General features: G+C 66.4%; 16 protein-coding genes. 9 read left to right on the top strand and 7 right to left on the bottom strand.

Going from position 1 to position 16,806, the window contains the following annotated elements; genetic code table 11:
* Nucleotides 1–10 precede the first annotated feature (10 nt).
* The 5 genes from FFS49_RS15990 to lpxC all read left to right on the top strand — a co-directional run bounded on the left by FFS49_RS15990 (nucleotide 11) and on the right by lpxC (nucleotide 5,265).
* A complete protein-coding gene (locus FFS49_RS15990) occupies nucleotides 11–763 on the top strand; it encodes a cell division protein FtsQ/DivIB (protein WP_011350842.1) in 753 nt (250 codons plus the stop codon).
* A 26-nt stretch (nucleotides 764–789) separates the two neighbouring features.
* Nucleotides 790–2,022 carry a cell division protein FtsA gene (gene ftsA, locus FFS49_RS15985; protein WP_006487138.1) on the top strand — a complete coding sequence of 411 codons (1,233 nt, stop codon included), beginning with the start codon at nucleotides 790–792 and terminating at the stop codon, nucleotides 2,020–2,022.
* A 193-nt stretch (nucleotides 2,023–2,215) separates the two neighbouring features.
* Nucleotides 2,216–3,412, top strand: a complete 1,197-nt coding sequence (gene ftsZ / locus FFS49_RS15975; RefSeq protein ID WP_011350843.1) for a cell division protein FtsZ — start codon at nucleotides 2,216–2,218, stop codon at nucleotides 3,410–3,412.
* Nucleotides 3,413–3,600: 188 nt separating this feature from the next.
* Entirely contained in the window at nucleotides 3,601–4,107 is a 507-nt protein-coding gene (locus tag FFS49_RS15970; protein ID WP_039353143.1) for a peroxiredoxin, read from the top strand.
* A gap of 240 nt (nucleotides 4,108–4,347) precedes the next feature.
* Entirely contained in the window at nucleotides 4,348–5,265 is a 918-nt protein-coding gene (lpxC, locus tag FFS49_RS15965; RefSeq protein ID WP_011350845.1) for a UDP-3-O-acyl-N-acetylglucosamine deacetylase, read from the top strand.
* A gap of 91 nt (nucleotides 5,266–5,356) precedes the next feature.
* Here the strand turns inward: lpxC and FFS49_RS15960 are convergent, their stop codons facing one another.
* Nucleotides 5,357–5,833: a DUF721 domain-containing protein gene (locus FFS49_RS15960; protein WP_039353137.1), complete on the bottom strand. Its 477-nt coding sequence runs from the start codon at nucleotides 5,831–5,833 to the stop codon at nucleotides 5,357–5,359.
* A 256-nt stretch (nucleotides 5,834–6,089) separates the two neighbouring features.
* Between FFS49_RS15960 and secA the strand changes: the two genes are divergently transcribed.
* From secA to FFS49_RS15940, 4 genes are all read left to right on the top strand, one after another.
* Nucleotides 6,090–8,888 carry a preprotein translocase subunit SecA gene (gene secA, locus FFS49_RS15955; RefSeq protein ID WP_105818774.1) on the top strand — a complete coding sequence of 933 codons (2,799 nt, stop codon included), beginning with the start codon at nucleotides 6,090–6,092 and terminating at the stop codon, nucleotides 8,886–8,888.
* A gap of 144 nt (nucleotides 8,889–9,032) precedes the next feature.
* Nucleotides 9,033–10,274: a bifunctional glutamate N-acetyltransferase/amino-acid acetyltransferase ArgJ gene (gene argJ, locus FFS49_RS15950; protein ID WP_039353131.1), complete on the top strand. Its 1,242-nt coding sequence runs from the start codon at nucleotides 9,033–9,035 to the stop codon at nucleotides 10,272–10,274.
* 19 nt (nucleotides 10,275–10,293) lie between these two features.
* Nucleotides 10,294–11,163 carry an ATP-binding protein gene (locus tag FFS49_RS15945; protein WP_039353128.1) on the top strand — a complete coding sequence of 290 codons (870 nt, stop codon included), beginning with the start codon at nucleotides 10,294–10,296 and terminating at the stop codon, nucleotides 11,161–11,163.
* Nucleotides 11,160–11,603: an NUDIX domain-containing protein gene (locus FFS49_RS15940; RefSeq protein ID WP_105818773.1), complete on the top strand. Its 444-nt coding sequence runs from the start codon at nucleotides 11,160–11,162 to the stop codon at nucleotides 11,601–11,603. The genes FFS49_RS15945 and FFS49_RS15940 overlap by 4 nt, the downstream gene beginning before the upstream one ends.
* A 60-nt stretch (nucleotides 11,604–11,663) precedes the next feature.
* Here the strand turns inward: FFS49_RS15940 and FFS49_RS15935 are convergent, their stop codons facing one another.
* From FFS49_RS15935 to FFS49_RS15910, 6 genes are all read right to left on the bottom strand, one after another.
* The gene (locus FFS49_RS15935) at nucleotides 11,664–11,864 is read right to left on the bottom strand and encodes a DNA gyrase inhibitor YacG (protein ID WP_039353122.1); all 201 of its coding nucleotides are present in this window, start codon (nucleotides 11,862–11,864) and stop codon (nucleotides 11,664–11,666) included.
* A gap of 25 nt (nucleotides 11,865–11,889) precedes the next feature.
* The gene (zapD, locus tag FFS49_RS15930) at nucleotides 11,890–12,645 is read right to left on the bottom strand and encodes a cell division protein ZapD (RefSeq protein WP_039353119.1); all 756 of its coding nucleotides are present in this window, start codon (nucleotides 12,643–12,645) and stop codon (nucleotides 11,890–11,892) included.
* A 109-nt stretch (nucleotides 12,646–12,754) separates the two neighbouring features.
* Nucleotides 12,755–13,363 carry a dephospho-CoA kinase gene (coaE, locus tag FFS49_RS15925; RefSeq protein WP_039353116.1) on the bottom strand — a complete coding sequence of 203 codons (609 nt, stop codon included), beginning with the start codon at nucleotides 13,361–13,363 and terminating at the stop codon, nucleotides 12,755–12,757.
* 1 nt (nucleotide 13,364) lies between these two features.
* Nucleotides 13,365–14,276: an A24 family peptidase gene (locus tag FFS49_RS15920; RefSeq protein WP_039353111.1), complete on the bottom strand. Its 912-nt coding sequence runs from the start codon at nucleotides 14,274–14,276 to the stop codon at nucleotides 13,365–13,367.
* Nucleotides 14,277–14,320: 44 nt separating this feature from the next.
* Nucleotides 14,321–15,532 carry a type II secretion system F family protein gene (locus FFS49_RS15915; protein WP_105818772.1) on the bottom strand — a complete coding sequence of 404 codons (1,212 nt, stop codon included), beginning with the start codon at nucleotides 15,530–15,532 and terminating at the stop codon, nucleotides 14,321–14,323.
* Nucleotides 15,529–16,803, bottom strand: coding sequence for an ATPase, T2SS/T4P/T4SS family (locus FFS49_RS15910; RefSeq protein ID WP_105818771.1), 1,275 nt, complete (start codon nucleotides 16,801–16,803; stop codon nucleotides 15,529–15,531). The genes FFS49_RS15915 and FFS49_RS15910 overlap by 4 nt, the downstream gene beginning before the upstream one ends.
* Between the last annotated feature and the right edge of the window lie 3 nt (nucleotides 16,804–16,806).

Below are 16,806 nucleotides of genomic sequence, written 5' to 3'. Positions count from 1 at the left end.
GGAACGACGTATGTGGAACAACGTTCGCCAACTCAACCTTGCCGCCAGCGCGCTGTACGCGCTGTTGCTGCTCGTGTTGGCGGCGGCCGGTTGCTACTGGCTGATCCAGCGCCCGACGTTTGCGCTGCGGGAAATCCGGATCGACGGCGACACCGAGCACATCAATTCCCCGACGGTGCGCGCGGGCGTGGTCGGCCGGCTGAAGGGCAATTTCTTCACGGTCGACCTCGACGCCGCGCGCGCCGCGTTCGAGCAGATGCCCTGGGTGCGCCATGCGAGCGTGCGCCGGGTGTGGCCGAATGCGCTGGCTGTCACGCTCGAGGAGTACAAACCGCTCGGGACCTGGGGCAGCGACCAGCTCGTGAGCGTCGATGGCGAGCTGTTCACCGCGAACCAGGGCGAGCTGGAGCAGGAACTGCCGGCGTTCGACGGCCCGGAGGGCAGTGCGAAGGAAGTCGTCACGCGGTATCGCGACTTCGGGAAATGGTTTGCGCCGCTGAAGGCGGCGCCGGAAGAAGTGACGCTGTCGGCGCGGTACGCGTGGACGGTGAAGCTGTCGAACGGCATGCAGGTGGAGCTGGGCAAGGAACGCAACAGCGAGTCGCTGCATGACCGGAGCCAGCGCCTGGTCGCCGCATGGCCGGCCGTCACGGAGCGCTGGGGCAACGACATCGAGTACGCGGACCTGCGCTATCCGAACGGATTCGCGATTCGCGCGGCAGGCATGCGGTTCCTGACCGATACCGACAAGCGCAAGAAGTAACGAGAGATCACACGCAAGAGCACTTTATGAGCAAAGACTACAAGGATCTGCTGGTTTCCCTCGACATCGGCACGTCGAAGGTGGTGGCCATCGTCGCCGAGCTGAAGGGCGAAGGCCACTATGAGGTGATCGGTCTCGGCCAGAGCGAGTCGAAGGGTCTGAAGAAAGGCGTGGTGGTCAACATCGAGGCCACCGTGCAGTCGATCCAGCGCGCGCTCGAGGAAGCCGAGCTGATGGCCGACTGCAAGATCACCAACGTGTTCACGGGGATCGCGGGCAGCCACATCCGCAGCTTCAACTCGAGCGGGATGGTCGCGATCAAGGACAAGGAAGTCACGCAGACGGACGTCGCGCGCGTGATCGAGACCGCGAAGGCGATCAACATCCCGACCGACCAGCAGGTGCTGCACATCCTCACGCAGGAATTCATCATCGACGGCCAGGAAGACGTACGCGAGCCGATCGGGATGAGCGGCATCCGGCTGGAAGTGAAGGTGCACATCGTGACGGGCGCGGTGAGCGCCGCGCAGAACATCGTCAAGTGCGTGCGCCGCTGCGGGCTCGAAGTGAACGACCTGATCCTGCAGCCGCTCGCGTCGTCGCTGGCCGTGCTGACGGAAGACGAGAAGGATCTCGGCGTGGTGCTGGTCGACATCGGCGGCGGCACGACGGATATCGCGATCTTCGCCGAAGGCGCGATCCGCCACACTGCGGTGATTCCGATCGCCGGCGACCAGATCACGAGCGACATCGCGATGGCGCTGCGCACGCCGACGCCGGATGCGGAAGACATCAAGGTCGGCTACGGGATCGCGAAGCAGGCGCTCGCCGATCCGGACGAAATGGTGGAAGTGCCGGGCCTCGGCGAACGCGGCCCGCGCACGCTGTCGCGCCAGGCGCTGGCAGCCGTGATCGAGCCGCGCGTCGAGGAGCTGTTCTCGCTCGTGCAGCAGGTCGTGCGCGAGTCGGGATACGAAGAACTCCTGAGCTCCGGCGTGGTCATTACCGGCGGCGCTTCGATGATGCCCGGCATGGTCGAGCTCGGCGAAGACATTTTCCTGAAACCGGTGCGCATCGGCGCGCCGGAATATGCAGGCGGCCTTTCCGACGTCGTGCGCAATCCGCGCTACTCGACGGCGATGGGGCTGCTCGTCGAAGGCAGCGCCCAGCGCATGCGCGGCCGCAAGGTCGCCGTGCAGTCCGGCAACGCGGGACAGGTGTTCTCGCGGATGAAGGAATGGTTCCTGAGCAATTTTTGAGTACCCCCACGGCTCGGCACGCCGAGCCTGCCCCCCGAGGGGGCCAAGGAAACCTGGGGCGGCCCGGTGTTTTCTTGGGGACGAACCGAATCGAAATTCGCGCTGGTGCCGGCGGCTGGCGCGCGACAGGGGGTTGCCCGATCTCCTGCCGAATAACGGCCGAGTAGCAGTCATTCTCTTGACGGAGGCAACAATGGAATTCGAAATGCTGGAAACCGAGACCAACGGCACCATCATCAAGGTGGTCGGCGTTGGCGGCGCTGGCGGCAATGCCGTCCAGCACATGATCAACCGCGGCGTGCAGGGCGTCGACTTCATCGTGATGAACACGGATGCACAGGCGCTGTCGCGTTCGCGCGCATCGTCGGTGATCCAGCTCGGCAACACGGGCCTGGGCGCTGGTGCGAAGCCGGAAATGGGCCGTGCGGCAGCGGAAGAAGCGCGTGAGCGCATCGCCGACGCACTGCGCGGCGCGCACATGGTGTTCATCACGGCCGGCATGGGTGGTGGCACGGGCACGGGCGCGGCACCGGTGGTCGCGCAGATCGCGAAGGAGATGGGCATCCTGACGGTGGGTGTCGTCAGCAAGCCGTTCGAATTCGAAGGCGGCAAGCGCATGCGCGTCGCTGAAGCAGGATCGCAGCAACTGGAGGATCACGTCGACTCGCTGATCGTCGTGCTGAACGACAAGCTGTTCGACGTGATGGGCGACGACGCCGAGATGGACAAGTGCTTCCAGTGCGCGGACGACGTGTTGAACAACGCGGTCGCGGGCATCGCCGAAATCATCAATGTCGATGGCCTCGTGAACGTCGACTTCGAAGACGTGAAGACGGTGATGGGCGAGCAGGGCAAGGCGATGATGGGCACGGCGACGGTCGCCGGCGTCGATCGCGCGCGCCTCGCGGCGGAACAGGCCGTGGCGAGCCCGTTGCTCGAGGGCGTCGATCTGTCGGGCGCGCGCGGCGTGCTGGTCAACATCACGTCGAGCCGTTCGCTGCGCCTGTCGGAAACGCGCGAAGTGATGAACACGATCAAGAGCTACGCGGCGGAAGATGCGACGGTGATCTTCGGTGCGGTGTACGACGACGCGATGGGCGATGCACTGCGCGTGACGGTCGTGGCGACGGGTCTGGGCCGTGCGGCGAAGAAGCAGCAGTCGGCACCGATGACGCTGCTGCGCACGGGTACGGACAACCAGCCGGTCAGCGCGGTTTCGCACGGCTACGCTCCGACGCATCACGTCAGCACGGCAGACTACGGCGCGCTCGATACGCCGGCGGTGTGGCGCAATTCGCGCGAAACCGCGGCATCGCACGTGCAGGCGCTGCAGGAGAAGGGTGTCGACACGTACGACATCCCGGCTTTCCTGCGCAAGCAGGCTGACTGACGCAAACACAGGCGAAGCCGCGGCGAATCTGCCGCGGTATCGCCGGCGTGACGGATGCTACGGACCACGACAGGCCGCGTCGGCTGCGACGCCGGGCCGGGAAACGTGCCCTCTCCGCACAAGCGGGGCGGGATGGACCGTGCTGTCCGCGACACGCTGAAAAACCGTATCGCTATGAGGGACCAGCCATGATTCAAGTGGGCGACGCGCTGCCCGACGCGCAACTGTTCGAGTACATCGACGACGCGCGCGAAGGGTGCACGCTGGGGCCGAATGCCTTCAGCGTGCGCGACCAGGTTGCGGGAAAGCGGGTGGTGATCTTCGGATTGCCGGGCGCTTTCACGCCGACCTGCTCGGCGCAGCATGTGCCGGGCTACGTCGAACACGCCGGGCAATTGCGCGCGGCGGGCATCGACGAGATCTGGTGCGTGTCCGTCAACGACGCATTCGTGATGGGCGCATGGGGACGTGATCTGCACACCGCGGGCAAGGTGCGCATGATGGCGGACGGCAGCGCGGCTTTCACTCATGCGCTGGGGCTGACGCAGGATTTGTCCGCGCGTGGCATGGGAATTCGTTCCCTGCGCTACGCGATGGTGATTGACGGCGGTGTGGTCAAGACGCTGGCCGTCGAGGCGCCGGGCAAATTCGAAGTGAGCGATGCGGCGAGTGTTCTCGCGACGTTGACGTCCTGATCGTGCGGTGCGCCGTTGCCTTCCGGCAACGCTGCTCACCGGCCTCAGGGCAGTTGTAACACGGGCTGATGACCGGAAACGCCTCCGTTCCGGGCATCGGCCCGTCCCGTATCGGCGCGGGTAAACAGTCGAAACAGATTGATACGCAGTTTCAAACTACGCTGAATAGGGAATTACGCTATAATCCCCCCTATCGAATATAACTCCTGATTGATATCTTCAATCACGACGAAGAACATCATGCTGAAGCAGCGCACCATCAAGTCCATCGTGAAGACCGTGGGTATCGGTGTCCACTCGGGCCGCAAGATCGAGCTGACGCTCCGTCCTGCCGCACCGGGCACGGGCATCGTCTTCTCGCGCGTCGACCTTCCCACGCCCGTCGACATCCCCGCCGCGGCGACGTCGATCGGCGATACGCGGCTCGCGTCGGTGCTGCAGAAGGATGGCGTGCGCGTGTCGACCGTCGAGCACCTGATGTCGGCATGTGCCGGCCTCGGTATCGACAACCTCTATGTCGACGTGACGGCCGAGGAAATCCCGATCATGGACGGCAGCGCGGCGACCTTCGTGTTCCTGATCCAGTCTGCCGGGATCGAGGAGCAGAACGCGCCGAAGCGCTTCGTCAAGGTGAAGAAAACGGTCGAAATTCGTGATGGCGACAAGTTCGCGCGTCTCGATCCGTACTTCGGTTTCAAGCTGAAATTCTCGATCGACTTCCGTCACCCGGCCGTCGACAAGACCGGCCAGGAGCTCGAGGTCGATTTCGCGAATACCTCGTATGTGCGCGAGATTGCGCGTGCACGCACGTTCGGCTTCGCACATGAAGCCGAGATGCTGCGCGAGATGGGTCTCGCCCGCGGCGGCAGCATGGAAAACGCGATCGTGCTCGACGAGTACCGCATCCTGAACAACGACGGGCTCCGCTACGACGACGAGTTCGTGAAGCACAAGATGCTCGACGCGATCGGCGACCTTTACGTGATCGGCCATCCGCTGCTGGCGTCGTACACGGCGTACAAGTCGGGCCACGGGCTGAACAACGCGCTGCTGCGCGAATTGCTCGCCAACGAAGATGCGTACGAGATCGTCACGTTCGACGATCCGCAAGCCGCCCCGAAGGGCTTCGCGTTCGACATGCAGACGGCCTTCGCCTGACCTGCGTACCGCGCAAGCAATAAAAAAAAAGCAGCCTTCGGGCTGCTTTTTTGTTGGCCGGCCCACCTGGCGCTGCCGGCGACGCGCGCCGTCAGCGCGGCTTCGCGCCATGCCGGGCCGCCATCCGCGCGAGCGCGTCCTGCAGCGGTGACGGTTCGAGATGATCGGCCAGGTCGCGCAACGCGGCTGCGCCGACCGACGTCATCCGCGCCTGCTTCACGTGGGGCGGCTCCGGCGCATCCTTCGGGCGCACGCGTACACGCAGCGTCGAGACCGGCCAGCCCCGTTTTTGCAGATCGCCGAGCAACCTCGGTTCGACCTGTCGCAGCCGAGCGGCCAACGCGTTGTGCGCAGCAAAGAGGGTCAGGGTGCCGTCCTTGATGAAGCCCGGTTCGACATGATTCGCAAGATAGTCGGGCAGGAGCGCGGCAAGGTCGCGCTGCAGCGACGCGATCTGTTCGACGCCGGCGCGCAGCGCCGCGAACGCGTCGGTGCGGCCGAGCACTTCGGACACGGGTTGCGGGCGATATGGGGCGAGCGGGCCGAAACGCTTGGAAAATCGGTTCATCGAGACATTCTTCGGGCGCGCACGCGCGCGGACGTTGACGCCGATTGTACCCGCGCGGGCCCGTGCACAGGCGGCTTTCGCCCCGTTGGCCCGGCCGTCTGCGCGCGGTGCCCGTCCGCCCGAGACACGGGCGCATGCTTCCCCGCGTGCTAAAATTCCTCGTTTGATTCCACTAATTCGCTAAGCCGCCGGGGCTCGGGCGTCGGGGCGCGCAACACGCGCCGGGCGCCGGTGCTGCGACGCAGGATCCGATCCGATGACAACCGGTTTTCTCCAGAAAATTTTTGGCAGCCGCAACCAGCGGCTCGTCAAGCAATACCAAAAGACCGTCGCGACGATCAATGCGCTCGAAACGCAGATCGAGAAGCTGACGGACGACCAGTTGCGCGGCAAGACGGATGAGTTTCGCCAGCGGGTCGCGGCCGGCGAGTCGCTCGACAAGCTGCTGCCCGAGGCCTTCGCGGTCTGTCGCGAAGCCAGCCGTCGCGTGCTGAAGATGCGGCACTTCGACGTGCAGATGATCGGCGGCATGGTGCTCCACTACGGCAAGATCGCGGAAATGCGCACCGGCGAGGGCAAGACGCTCGTCGCGACGCTGCCCGTGTACCTGAACGCGCTGGCAGGCCGCGGCGTGCACGTGGTGACCGTCAACGATTACCTCGCGCAGCGTGACGCCGAATGGATGGCGCGCCTCTACAACTTCCTCGGTCTGTCGGTCGGCATCAATCTGTCCGGCATGGAGCACGACCAGAAGCAGCAGGCTTACGCGGCGGACATCACGTACGGCACGAACAACGAATTCGGCTTCGACTACCTGCGCGACAACATGGTCTACGAGACCGACGCGCGCGTGCAGCGGGCGCTGAATTTCGCGGTCGTCGACGAAGTGGACTCGATCCTGATCGACGAGGCGCGTACGCCGCTGATCATTTCGGGCCAGGCCGAGGATCACACCGAGCTGTACGTGCGGATGAACGCATTGCCGCCGCTGCTCGAGCGCCAGATCGGCGAAGAGAAGGCCGACGGCACGGGCGTCGAGAAGCCGGGCGACTACACGCTCGACGAGAAGGCGCGCCAGGTGTTCCTGACGGAATCGGGCCACGAGAAAGCCGAGCGCCTGCTCGCCGAATGGGGCCTGATCGGCGAGGGCGAGAGCCTGTATGCGCCGCAGAACATCACGCTGATGCACCACGTGTATGCGGCGCTGCGCGCGCACACGCTGTTCCACAAGGATCAGCACTACGTCGTGCAGAACGGCGAAGTGGTCATCGTCGACGAATTCACGGGCCGCCTGATGGCCGGCCGCCGCTGGTCCGACGGCCTGCACCAGGCGGTCGAGGCGAAGGAGCACGTGAAGATCCAGAGCGAGAACCAGACGCTCGCGTCGATCACGTTCCAGAACTACTTCCGGATGTACGCGAAGCTGGCCGGCATGACCGGTACCGCCGACACCGAAGCGTACGAATTCAACGAGATCTACGGCCTCGAGACGGTCGTGATCCCGACCAACCGCCCGCCGAAGCGGATCGACAAGCAGGACCAGATCTACAAGACGGCCAAGGAGCGCTACGACGCGGTGATCCGCGACATCCGCGACTGCTACGAGCGCGGCCAGCCGGTGCTGGTCGGCACGACGTCGATCGAGAACTCCGAACTGCTGTCGCACCTGCTGAAGCAGGCCGGGCTCCCGCACGAAGTGCTGAACGCAAAGCAGCACGAGCGTGAAGCGGCGATCGTCGCGGAAGCCGGCCGGCCGAAGCGCATCACGATCGCGACCAACATGGCCGGCCGCGGGACCGACATCGTGCTCGGCGGCAATGCGGAGAAGCAGGCCGCGTTCATCGAGGCCGACGATGCGATCCCGGCCGACGAAAAGGCGCGCCGCATCCAGAAGCTGCACGACGAGTGGGAAACGCTGCACGAGGAAGTGAAGGCCGCGGGCGGCCTGCACATCATCGGCACCGAGCGCCACGAATCGCGCCGGATCGACAACCAGCTGCGCGGCCGTGCGGGCCGCCAGGGCGATCCGGGCTCGTCGCGCTTCTACCTGTCGCTCGACGATCCGCTGCTGCGTATTTTCGCGGGCGACCGCGTGCGCTCGATCATGGATCGCCTGAAGATGCCGGAAGGCGAGGCGATCGAGGCCGGCATCGTCACGCGCTCGATCGAGTCCGCGCAGCGCAAGGTCGAGGCGCGCAACTTCGACATCCGCAAGCAGCTGCTCGAATACGACGACGTGTCGAACGACCAGCGCAAGGTGATCTACCAGCAGCGTAACGAGCTGCTCGAAGCGCACGACATCACCGAGACGATCACCGCGATGCGTCACGGCGTGATCACCGAAGTTGTCCGCCAGTTCGTGCCGGAAGGCAGCATCGAAGAGCAGTGGGACGTGCCCGAGCTGGAAGAAGCGCTGCGCAACGACTGGCAGCTCGACCTCGCGATCCAGGAAATGGTGAACGAGTCCTCGTCGATCACGGCCGAGGAGATCCTCGACGCGGTGACGACGGCCGCCGACGAGCAGTACGAGGCGAAGGTCGCGCTGGTCGGCCGCGAATCGTTCAGCGCGTTCGAGCGCTCGGTGATGCTGCAGACGGTCGACCGCCTGTGGCGCGAGCACCTCGCGGCGCTCGACCACCTGCGCCAGGGCATCCACCTGCGCGGTTATGCGCAGAAGAATCCGAAGCAGGAATACAAGCGCGAAGCGTTCGAACTGTTCGCCGCGATGCTCGAGGCGATCAAGCAGGAAGTCACGCGCGTCGTGATGAACGTGCAGATCCAGTCGCCGGAACAGCTCGAGCAGGCCGCCGAGCAGATCGAGGAGCGTGGCGGTCACCTCGAGAACGTCGAGTACCAGCACGCCGATTACGCGGAAGCCGGTGCGCCGGTGGCCAACGTCGCGGCTGCCGCGGCGGCCATGGCAACCGCCGACATGGTCGGCAGCGCGATGACGCACAGCGGCCCCGGCGGCGAAATGCCGAAGGTCGGCCGCAACGACCCGTGCCCGTGCGGCAGCGGCAAGAAGTACAAGCAATGTCACGGGAAGCTGTCATGATCGACGGCGGCGCGCATCATGCGTGCCGCTTCGTTCGCAGCTTCGCGTGAGTGATGTGAGTTGCGGCGGCCTGCGCGTGCGGCCGCTGGTTCTTCCAATCGATGCCGGCGCATGCCGGCATTTTCCATCCGGCAGGTGTGCCCCATGGCTGTCAATTTTCCGTCGATCGATCCCGCCCAACTGCATCCTGTCGCCGGCGTCACGCTCGGCTGGGCGGAAGCGAACATCCGCAAGCCGAATCGCAAGGACGTGCTGGTCATCTCCGTCGACGAAGGCGCGACGGTCGCGGGCGTGTTCACCGAAAACCGTTTCTGCGCAGCGCCGGTCACCGTCTGCCGCGAGCACCTGGCGAAGGTGCGCGCAGGCGGCGCGGGCATTCGCGCGCTCGTCGTGAATACGGGCAATGCGAACGCGGGCACCGGCGAGCCGGGCCTCGTGAACGCACGCGAAACCTGCACGGAACTCGCGCGCCTCGCGGGCATCGAGCCGGCGCAGGTGCTGCCGTTCTCGACCGGCGTGATCCTCGAGCCGCTGCCGATCGATCGCCTGAAGGCCGGCCTGCCGGCCGCGCTCGCGAATCGCACGGCTGCGAACTGGTTCGACGCCGCGCAGGCGATCATGACGACGGACACGCTGCCGAAGGCTACGTCGCGCCAGGTGACGATCGACGGCCATACGGTCACGCTGACGGGCATCAGCAAGGGCGCGGGCATGATCAAGCCGAACATGGCGACGATGCTCGGCTTCCTCGCGTTCGACGCGAACGTCGCGCAGCCGGTGCTCGACACGCTCGTGAAGGAAGTAGCCGACCGCTCGTTCAACTGCATCACGATCGACGGCGATACGTCGACGAACGACTCGTTCATCCTGATCGCGTCGGGCAAGAGCACGCTGCCGGCGATCACGTCGACCGATTCGCCGGCCTATGCGGCGCTGCGCGATGCGGTGACGGAAGTCGCACAGGTGCTGTCGCAACTGATCGTGCGCGACGGCGAAGGCGCGACGAAATTCATGACCGTGCAGGTCGAAGGCGGCAAGAGTGTCGCGGAATGCCGCCAGATCGCTTACGCGATCGGCCATTCGCCGCTCGTGAAGACGGCCTTCTACGCATCCGACCCCAACCTCGGCCGGATTCTCGCGGCGATCGGCTATGCAGGCGTCGCGGATCTCGACGTCGACAAGATCGACCTTTATCTCGACGACGTGCTCGTCGCGAAGGCGGGCGGCCGCAACCCGGCTTACCAGGAAGAAGACGGCCAGCGCGTGATGAAGCAGAGCGAAATCACGATCCGCGTGCTGCTCGGCCGCGGCGACGCGCAGGCCACCATCTGGACGTGCGACCTGTCGCACGACTATGTGAGCATCAATGCGGATTACCGCTCCTGACCGGGAGCGTTCGAACGACATGGACAAGCTTGAACAGTTTCTGACGCGCGCCGAGGCGCTGCTCGGCCGTCTCGAGGGGATGCTGCCGCCCGCGCCGGCAGCGGTCGACTGGAATGCCGCTCACGCGTTCCGCTGGCGCAAGCGCCAGGGGCGCGGCTATCTGCAGCCGGTGCCCGCCGTGTCGTCGATCACGCTCGACGATCTGCACAACATCGATCGCCAGAAAGGGCTGATCGAACAGAACACGCGGCAGTTCGTGCAGCAGAAGCCGGCCAACAACGTGCTGCTGACCGGCGCGCGCGGTACCGGCAAATCGTCGCTGATCAAGGCGTGCCTGAACGCGTATGCGAACGACGGCCTGCGCCTGATCGAAGTGGACAAGGACGACCTGCACGATCTCGGCGACATCGTCGACCTGATCTCGCAGCGTCCCGAGCGCTTCATCGTGTTCTGCGACGACCTGTCGTTCGAGGAAGGCGAGTCGGGCTACAAGGCGCTGAAGGTCGCGCTCGACGGCTCGATCGCCGCGCAGTCGGACAACGTGCTGATCTACGCGACGTCGAACCGCCGCCATCTGCTGCCCGAGTACATGAGCGACAACGAGTCGTACAAGCATCTTCCGGATGGCGAGATTCACCCCGGCGAAGTCGTCGAGGAAAAGATCTCGCTGTCGGAGCGCTTCGGCCTGTGGGTCAGCTTCTATCCGTTCAAGCAGGACGACTACCTCGACATCGTCGGGCACTGGCTGCGTCATTTCGGCTGTCCGGATACGGAGATCGAATCCGCACGCGGCGACGCGCTCGTGTGGGCGCTCGAGCGCGGTTCGCGCTCGGGGCGCGTCGCATGGCAGTTTGCGCGTGACTGGTCGGGCCGCAAGGAGCAGGCATGAGCGCGGATCTCGCACAAGGCGCGGTGCGCGCGCCCGATGGCCGCAAGGTGACGGAAGTCGCGGTCGGCGTGATGGTGCAGCCGGACGGACGCTACCTGCTCGCGCAGCGCCTGCAAGGCAAGCCGTACGAAGGCTACTGGGAGTTTCCGGGCGGCAAGCTGGAGGCCGGCGAAAGCGTCGAGGACGCGCTTGCGCGCGAACTGCACGAGGAGCTCGGCATCGAAGTCACCGCCAGCCACCGCTGGCACACGCTCGAGCACGATTATCCGCATGCATACGTGCGGCTGTATTTCTGCAAGGTGACGGGCTGGACGGGCGAGCCGCACAGCAAGGAAGGGCAGGCGTTCGTGTGGCAGCAACTGCCGGTTGCCGTCGCGCCGCTGTTGCCGGCCGCGCTGCCGGTGCTGGAACTGCTCGAGAAGGAAGCCGCGTCGAACTGACGCCATGATGGCCTGCCGGAAAGGCGGGCCATATCACTAGCGGGCGGTGCTGCGCGCCGCTCAGCTGTCGCGGCGGCTGTCCGTGCCGTCTTCTTCTGACGAGGGGCCCTCGTCGGAAGATCCACCGATCCGGTACTTTTCCGCGGCCCATGCGCCGAGGTCGAGCTGCTTGCAGCGGGCCGAGCAGAACGGGCGGAACTGATTTTCGGGCGTCCAGCGCACTTCGGCGCCGCACGACGGGCATTTCACAACGGTAGTCATACGAAAGCGATCCGGCCCGCGGCCGTTACAGATTGCACAGTGTCAGATGGAACGGCACGTCGATGTCCACCGCGCGCGGCCGCACATCGCCGTCCTGCATGGTGAACCGTACCCACAGCATGTATTTGTTCGCGCTCGCTTCCGGAATGACGCGCAACTCCGGCGGCACGCGCACCTGCATCAACTGGTAGGTGCGGCCGGACAGCATCTGCTGGTAGCTGCCCTGCATCGCCATGACCTTCGAAGCCTGGCCCGATTCGCGCGCGAGCCGCAGCACGATCGTCACCGCGTCGCGCAGCGGCAGCATCGGCAGGATCCACTTCGCGATGTCCTGGCGCCGCTGCTCGGCGGGCCACTGCTGCCATGCGTAGTACGACGGCAGGTCGAACTTGCACGTGCCGCCGGGAATCACCGCACGGCTGCGGATGCTGGCGAGCCACTCGTTGTCGACGAGGTGCTGCCCGGTCTTGCCCTGCATCTGCGCGAGATTGGCGAGTGTCTGCTCGATTTCGCCGAGCACGGCTTCGAGCGCGTTCTGCTCGATGCCCGGATTGCCGCGAAAGGGGGCGAGCGTCTGGCGCTGACGTTCGAGCTCCTTCATCAGATCCGATTTCAGGTCCGCGCGGCCCGTTACCTCGGCGATTTCGAACAGCGTCGTCAGCGCGACGTGGTGTTCACGCGGGTCCTCCTGAGCCAAAAAGAACGCGAAGCGCTCGAAGAGATCTTCGAGGCGCAACAGCGTGCGAATTCGCTCGTTGAACGGATACTCGTAAAGAATCAAGCGCGCTCGCCTCTTGGGTAGGGATTGAAACAATGCAGGACATTCTAATGCTCACTCTCTACCCTAGCAACGCGCCAATTTCGTACACCATCACGATCGGGCGCGAGGTTCAGCGCGCGGCGGCCGCAAACCCGAGATAGCGTTGGTGCAGTGCATCGACCTGTGCGGCGAGCGCGTCGGGTGTCGTCGCGTCGTTGACGATCACGTCGTCGGCCGCCGCGAGGCGGGCCTCGCGTGTTGCCTGTTTCGCGATGATCGCTTCGACCTGCTCGCGCGTGAAGCCGTTGCGCCGCATCACGCGTGCGATCTGTGTTTCGACCGGGCAATCGACGACGAGCACGCGATCGCAGCGCGCCTTCCAGTTGCCTGACTCGACGAGCAGCGGCACGACGAATATCACGTACGGACCTTGCGCTTCGCGTGCTTCGCGATCGGTCTCCGCGCGGATCAGCGGATGCGTGATCGCCTCGAGGCGCCGGAGCGCGGCGTCGTCGCTGAAGATCAGTGCGCGCATCTTCGCACGGTCGAGCGAGCCGTCGGCGGCAACGAAGCTGCGACCGAATGCCTGTTCGATCGCGGGCATCGCGAGACCGCGTGGTGCGGTGATGCGATGGGCGATCAGATCGGTATCGACCAGGGACGCGCCGCGGGCGCCGAACAGGTCGGCGACGGTCGTCTTGCCGCTGCCGATGCCGCCGGTGAGTCCAATTGCGAACATGTCAGCCTCCGAGCGCCGAATAGAACGGGGTGCCGAAAAACAGCGTCGCGACGCCGCCTGCCGCGAGGAACGGGCCGAACGGAATCGGCTCCTCGAAGCGCATGCGGCCGCGCCAGGTTGCAATGAGCCCGACGATCGCGCCCGTCACCGCGGCGAACAACACGACCTGCGGCAATGCGGCCCAGCCCATCCATGCGCCGAGCGCGGCGAGCAGCTTCAGATCGCCGAAACCGATGCCCTCGATGCCGCGCAGCCATTTGAACAGCCAGTAGATTGACCACAGGAACAGGTAGCCGGCCACGGCCCCGATCACTGCCGAGCGCAGCGACGTGAACGTGCCGCCGAGGTTCAGCACGAGCCCGGCCCAGAGGAGCGGCAGCGTCATCGAATCGGGCAGGTAGCCCGTCCGGATGTCGATCGCGCTCATCGCGAGCAGCGCGGCGCACAGGGCGAACGCGGCAAGCGCGGCGACGGTCGGGCCGAATGCCGCGAGTGAGCCGGCGGCGAGCAGCGCGCACGCGAGCTCGACGAGCGGATATACGATGCCGATCGCGTGGCCGCAGCGCCGGCAGCGCCCGCGCAGCATCAGAAAGCTGACGAGCGGGATGTTTTCCCATGCGCTCAGCACGTGGCCGCAATGCGGGCAGGCGCTGCGCGGGCGCCACAAATCGTAGCGCGGCGGGTAGCCGTCGTCGGGCGGGGCGCTCGTGTTGCCGGTCGCTTCATCGATCTCGGCCTGCCACGCACGCTGCATCATCACGGGCAGCCGGTGGACGACCACGTTCAGGAAGCTGCCGATGCAAAGGCCGACGACGACCGCGAACGCATACTGCAGCGCGGGCGGCAGCATTGCCAGCGCGAGCAGCGCGCTCTCGGGCGAATCGGTAACGGAGTACAGGGGCGCTGGCGTCATGAGCTCAAGGTTCGGACTAAAAGGCGACAGAATCGGTTGCGATGCTACACCACGTTGCCGAGCTGAAGGATGGGCAAGTACATCGCGATCACGAGGCCGCCGACGAGTGCGCCCAGTACGATCACGATCAACGGTTCGCCGAGCGCGGCGAGGGCATCGAGACGCGCGTCGAGCTGGCGTTCGCACAGCGCGGCGATGTCGGCAAGCATCGTGTCGAGCGTACCGGTTTCCTCGGCGACGGCGATCGGCTGCACGACGTCGTCCGGAAAGCAGCCGGCCGACTGCATCGCGTCCGCGAGGCGTGCGCCGCGCAGCACGCGGGCCGCGATGTGCGCAGTGGCATGCTCGAACACCGGATGGCCGGCGGTGCGCTCGAGCGTGGCAAAGGCGTCGGCGAGCGGCACGCCGGCGCCGAGCAGCGTCGCAAGCGAGCGGCACCAGCGTGCGGCCGCGTACCGGCTGAGCGCGTGACCCGCGAGCGGCGCATGTAACAGGCGCCGCGCGACAGCATGGCGCAGCGGTGCCGACCGCCGCAGCGCGTGATGCGCTGCCAGCCCGACTGCCGCCGTACCGGCAGCGAGCCCGCCGCCCCACGCCGACAGCGCGGAGGACAGTGCGAGCAGCGCGCGGGTTGGCGCAGGTAGTGCGGCGCCGAATCCGTCGAAGATCTGCCGGAACGTCGGTACCACCCACACCATCAACGCGGCCGAGATCGCGAGCCCGAACAGGATGACGGCTGCCGGGTACGCGAGTGCGGCCCGCAGCTTGCGCCACTGCGCGTCGGTGCGCTCGCGGTGTTCCGCGACCCGCGTCAGCACGATGCCGAGCGAGCCTGACGCTTCGCCGACCTCGATCAGCTGGCGATACAGCGTGCCGAACTGGGATGGATAGCGTGCGAGCGCATCGGCGAAGCGCCGGCCGCCGACGATTTCGCGGGCGAGACCCGCTGCGATGCGCGGCAGGCCATCGTGTGGCCGCGTGCGCGCGAGCATCTCGAGCGACGGCGCGAGCGGCAACCCGGCCTGCAGCAGGCTCGCGAGCTGGCGCGTGAAGCGCGTGACGTCTCGCGCGCTGGCCGTTGGCGGCCGGGCCGGCCCGCGGACGTCGAGCGACAGTACGGCGATGCCGTCGCGTGCGAGCGCGGCACGTGCGCTCGCGGCGTCGAATGCGATAACGGTTCCGCGGCGCAACGTGCTGTCGCGACGGCGGCCGCGCCACGCGAAGCGGGTTTCGCGCGGCGGCGTGCGCATGCTCATGCGGCAGGTGTCGCGGCGAGGGCTTCCGCGATGCTCGTCGTGCCGTCACGGACGCGTGCGAGCGCCGCGTCGCGCAGATTGCGCACGCCCTCGGCCGCCACGCATTGCGCGAGTTCGCCAACACTCGCCCGTGCGACGATGCGTTCCGCCAGCCCGGACGATACCGGCATCGTCTGGTGCAGGCCGATACGGCCGCGATAGCCGATGCCGTGACAGGCCGGACAACCTCGCGCGACGAACGGCCGCCATCCGGTTGCGAGGGCAGCCGGGTCGCAGCCGGCCTCGCGCAGGACGGGCACAGGAGCGTCCGAATGCACGCGGCAGGCGGTGCACAGCCGCCGGACGAGGCGTTGCGCGGTGACGAGGTGCAGTGCGGCCGCGAGGTTGTACGGCGCGACACCGATGTCGAGCAGCCGCGCGACGGCGGCCGGTGCGTCGTTCGTGTGCAGCGTCGACAGCACGAGGTGGCCGGTCTGCGCGGCCTTGATCGCGACGTCGGCCGTCTCCGCATCGCGAATCTCGCCGACCATGATGATGTCCGGATCCTGCCGCAGGAGCGCACGCAGTGCGGTCGCGAACGTGAGCCCGGACTTTTCGGCGACACCGACCTGGCTGATGCCGTCGAGCTGGATTTCGGCGGGATCCTCGACCGTGCAGACGTTGTGCGCGTCGCGATCGAGCATTTGCAGCGCGCAGTAGAGCGACAGCGTCTTGCCGCTGCCGGTCGGACCCGTGACGAGTACGAGGCCATGCGGCGCGCGTATCGCGGCCTCCATCGCGGCTGCCTGCTGCGCGTCGAAGCCGAGGCGGGCGAGCGTGAGGTCCGGTGGCATGGTTTCCAGCCGCCGCAGCACCAGCTTTTCACCGAACAACGTCGGTAGCGAGCTGACGCGGTAGTCGCCGCGCGTACCGCCGTCGATCACGATGCGAAGCCTGCCGTCCTGCGGGAGCCGCCGCTCGGCGATGTCCATGCGCGCAAGCACCTTGATCCGTGTGACGAGCGCGTCGCGCAGATGAAGGGGCGGCCGCGCATGTTCGTGCAGCACGCCGTCGATGCGCAGGCGGATGCGCCAGCCGGCTTCGAATGGTTCGACGTGGATGTCGGATGCGTCGCGTACGCGAGCCGCGTGAAGCGTATCCGTCAGCAGCCGCACGGCCGGCGCATCGTCGAGCTGAGCCGCGTCGAGCGCGCGTGGTGCGGCGGCGGGCGACGCATCGGAGTGGGCGGGCGGCTGCATGCGCAGCGGCGCCCCGGGAGGAGGGAAATGCATGTG

Source organism: Burkholderia sp. 4NA327C6, from assembly GCF_005502655.1.
GTDB classification, from domain to species: domain Bacteria; phylum Pseudomonadota; class Gammaproteobacteria; order Burkholderiales; family Burkholderiaceae; genus Burkholderia; species Burkholderia contaminans.
This window is presented reverse-complemented; position numbering and strand designations above follow the sequence as displayed.

Bases quoted from the DNA above. Each gene is read 5' to 3' on its own strand.
- FFS49_RS15990 (WP_011350842.1), top strand. From the start codon at position 11: ATGTGGAACAACGTTCGCCAACTCAACCTTGCCGCCAGCGCGCTGTAC.
- FFS49_RS15940 (WP_105818773.1), top strand. From the start codon at position 11,160: ATGAGCGCGGATCTCGCACAAGGCGCGGTGCGCGCGCCCGATGGCCGC.
- FFS49_RS15970 (WP_039353143.1), top strand. From the start codon at position 3,601: ATGATTCAAGTGGGCGACGCGCTGCCCGACGCGCAACTGTTCGAGTAC.
- FFS49_RS15935 (WP_039353122.1), bottom strand. From the start codon at position 11,864: ATGACTACCGTTGTGAAATGCCCGTCGTGCGGCGCCGAAGTGCGCTGG.
- FFS49_RS15960 (WP_039353137.1), bottom strand. From the start codon at position 5,833: ATGAACCGATTTTCCAAGCGTTTCGGCCCGCTCGCCCCATATCGCCCG.
- FFS49_RS15910 (WP_105818771.1), bottom strand. From the start codon at position 16,803: ATGCATTTCCCTCCTCCCGGGGCGCCGCTGCGCATGCAGCCGCCCGCC.
- ftsZ (WP_011350843.1), top strand. From the start codon at position 2,216: ATGGAATTCGAAATGCTGGAAACCGAGACCAACGGCACCATCATCAAG.
- FFS49_RS15945 (WP_039353128.1), top strand. From the start codon at position 10,294: ATGGACAAGCTTGAACAGTTTCTGACGCGCGCCGAGGCGCTGCTCGGC.
- secA (WP_105818774.1), top strand. From the start codon at position 6,090: ATGACAACCGGTTTTCTCCAGAAAATTTTTGGCAGCCGCAACCAGCGG.
- lpxC (WP_011350845.1), top strand. From the start codon at position 4,348: ATGCTGAAGCAGCGCACCATCAAGTCCATCGTGAAGACCGTGGGTATC.
- FFS49_RS15915 (WP_105818772.1), bottom strand. From the start codon at position 15,532: ATGAGCATGCGCACGCCGCCGCGCGAAACCCGCTTCGCGTGGCGCGGC.
- FFS49_RS15920 (WP_039353111.1), bottom strand. From the start codon at position 14,276: ATGACGCCAGCGCCCCTGTACTCCGTTACCGATTCGCCCGAGAGCGCG.
- ftsA (WP_006487138.1), top strand. From the start codon at position 790: ATGAGCAAAGACTACAAGGATCTGCTGGTTTCCCTCGACATCGGCACG.
- coaE (WP_039353116.1), bottom strand. From the start codon at position 13,363: ATGTTCGCAATTGGACTCACCGGCGGCATCGGCAGCGGCAAGACGACC.
- argJ (WP_039353131.1), top strand. From the start codon at position 9,033: ATGGCTGTCAATTTTCCGTCGATCGATCCCGCCCAACTGCATCCTGTC.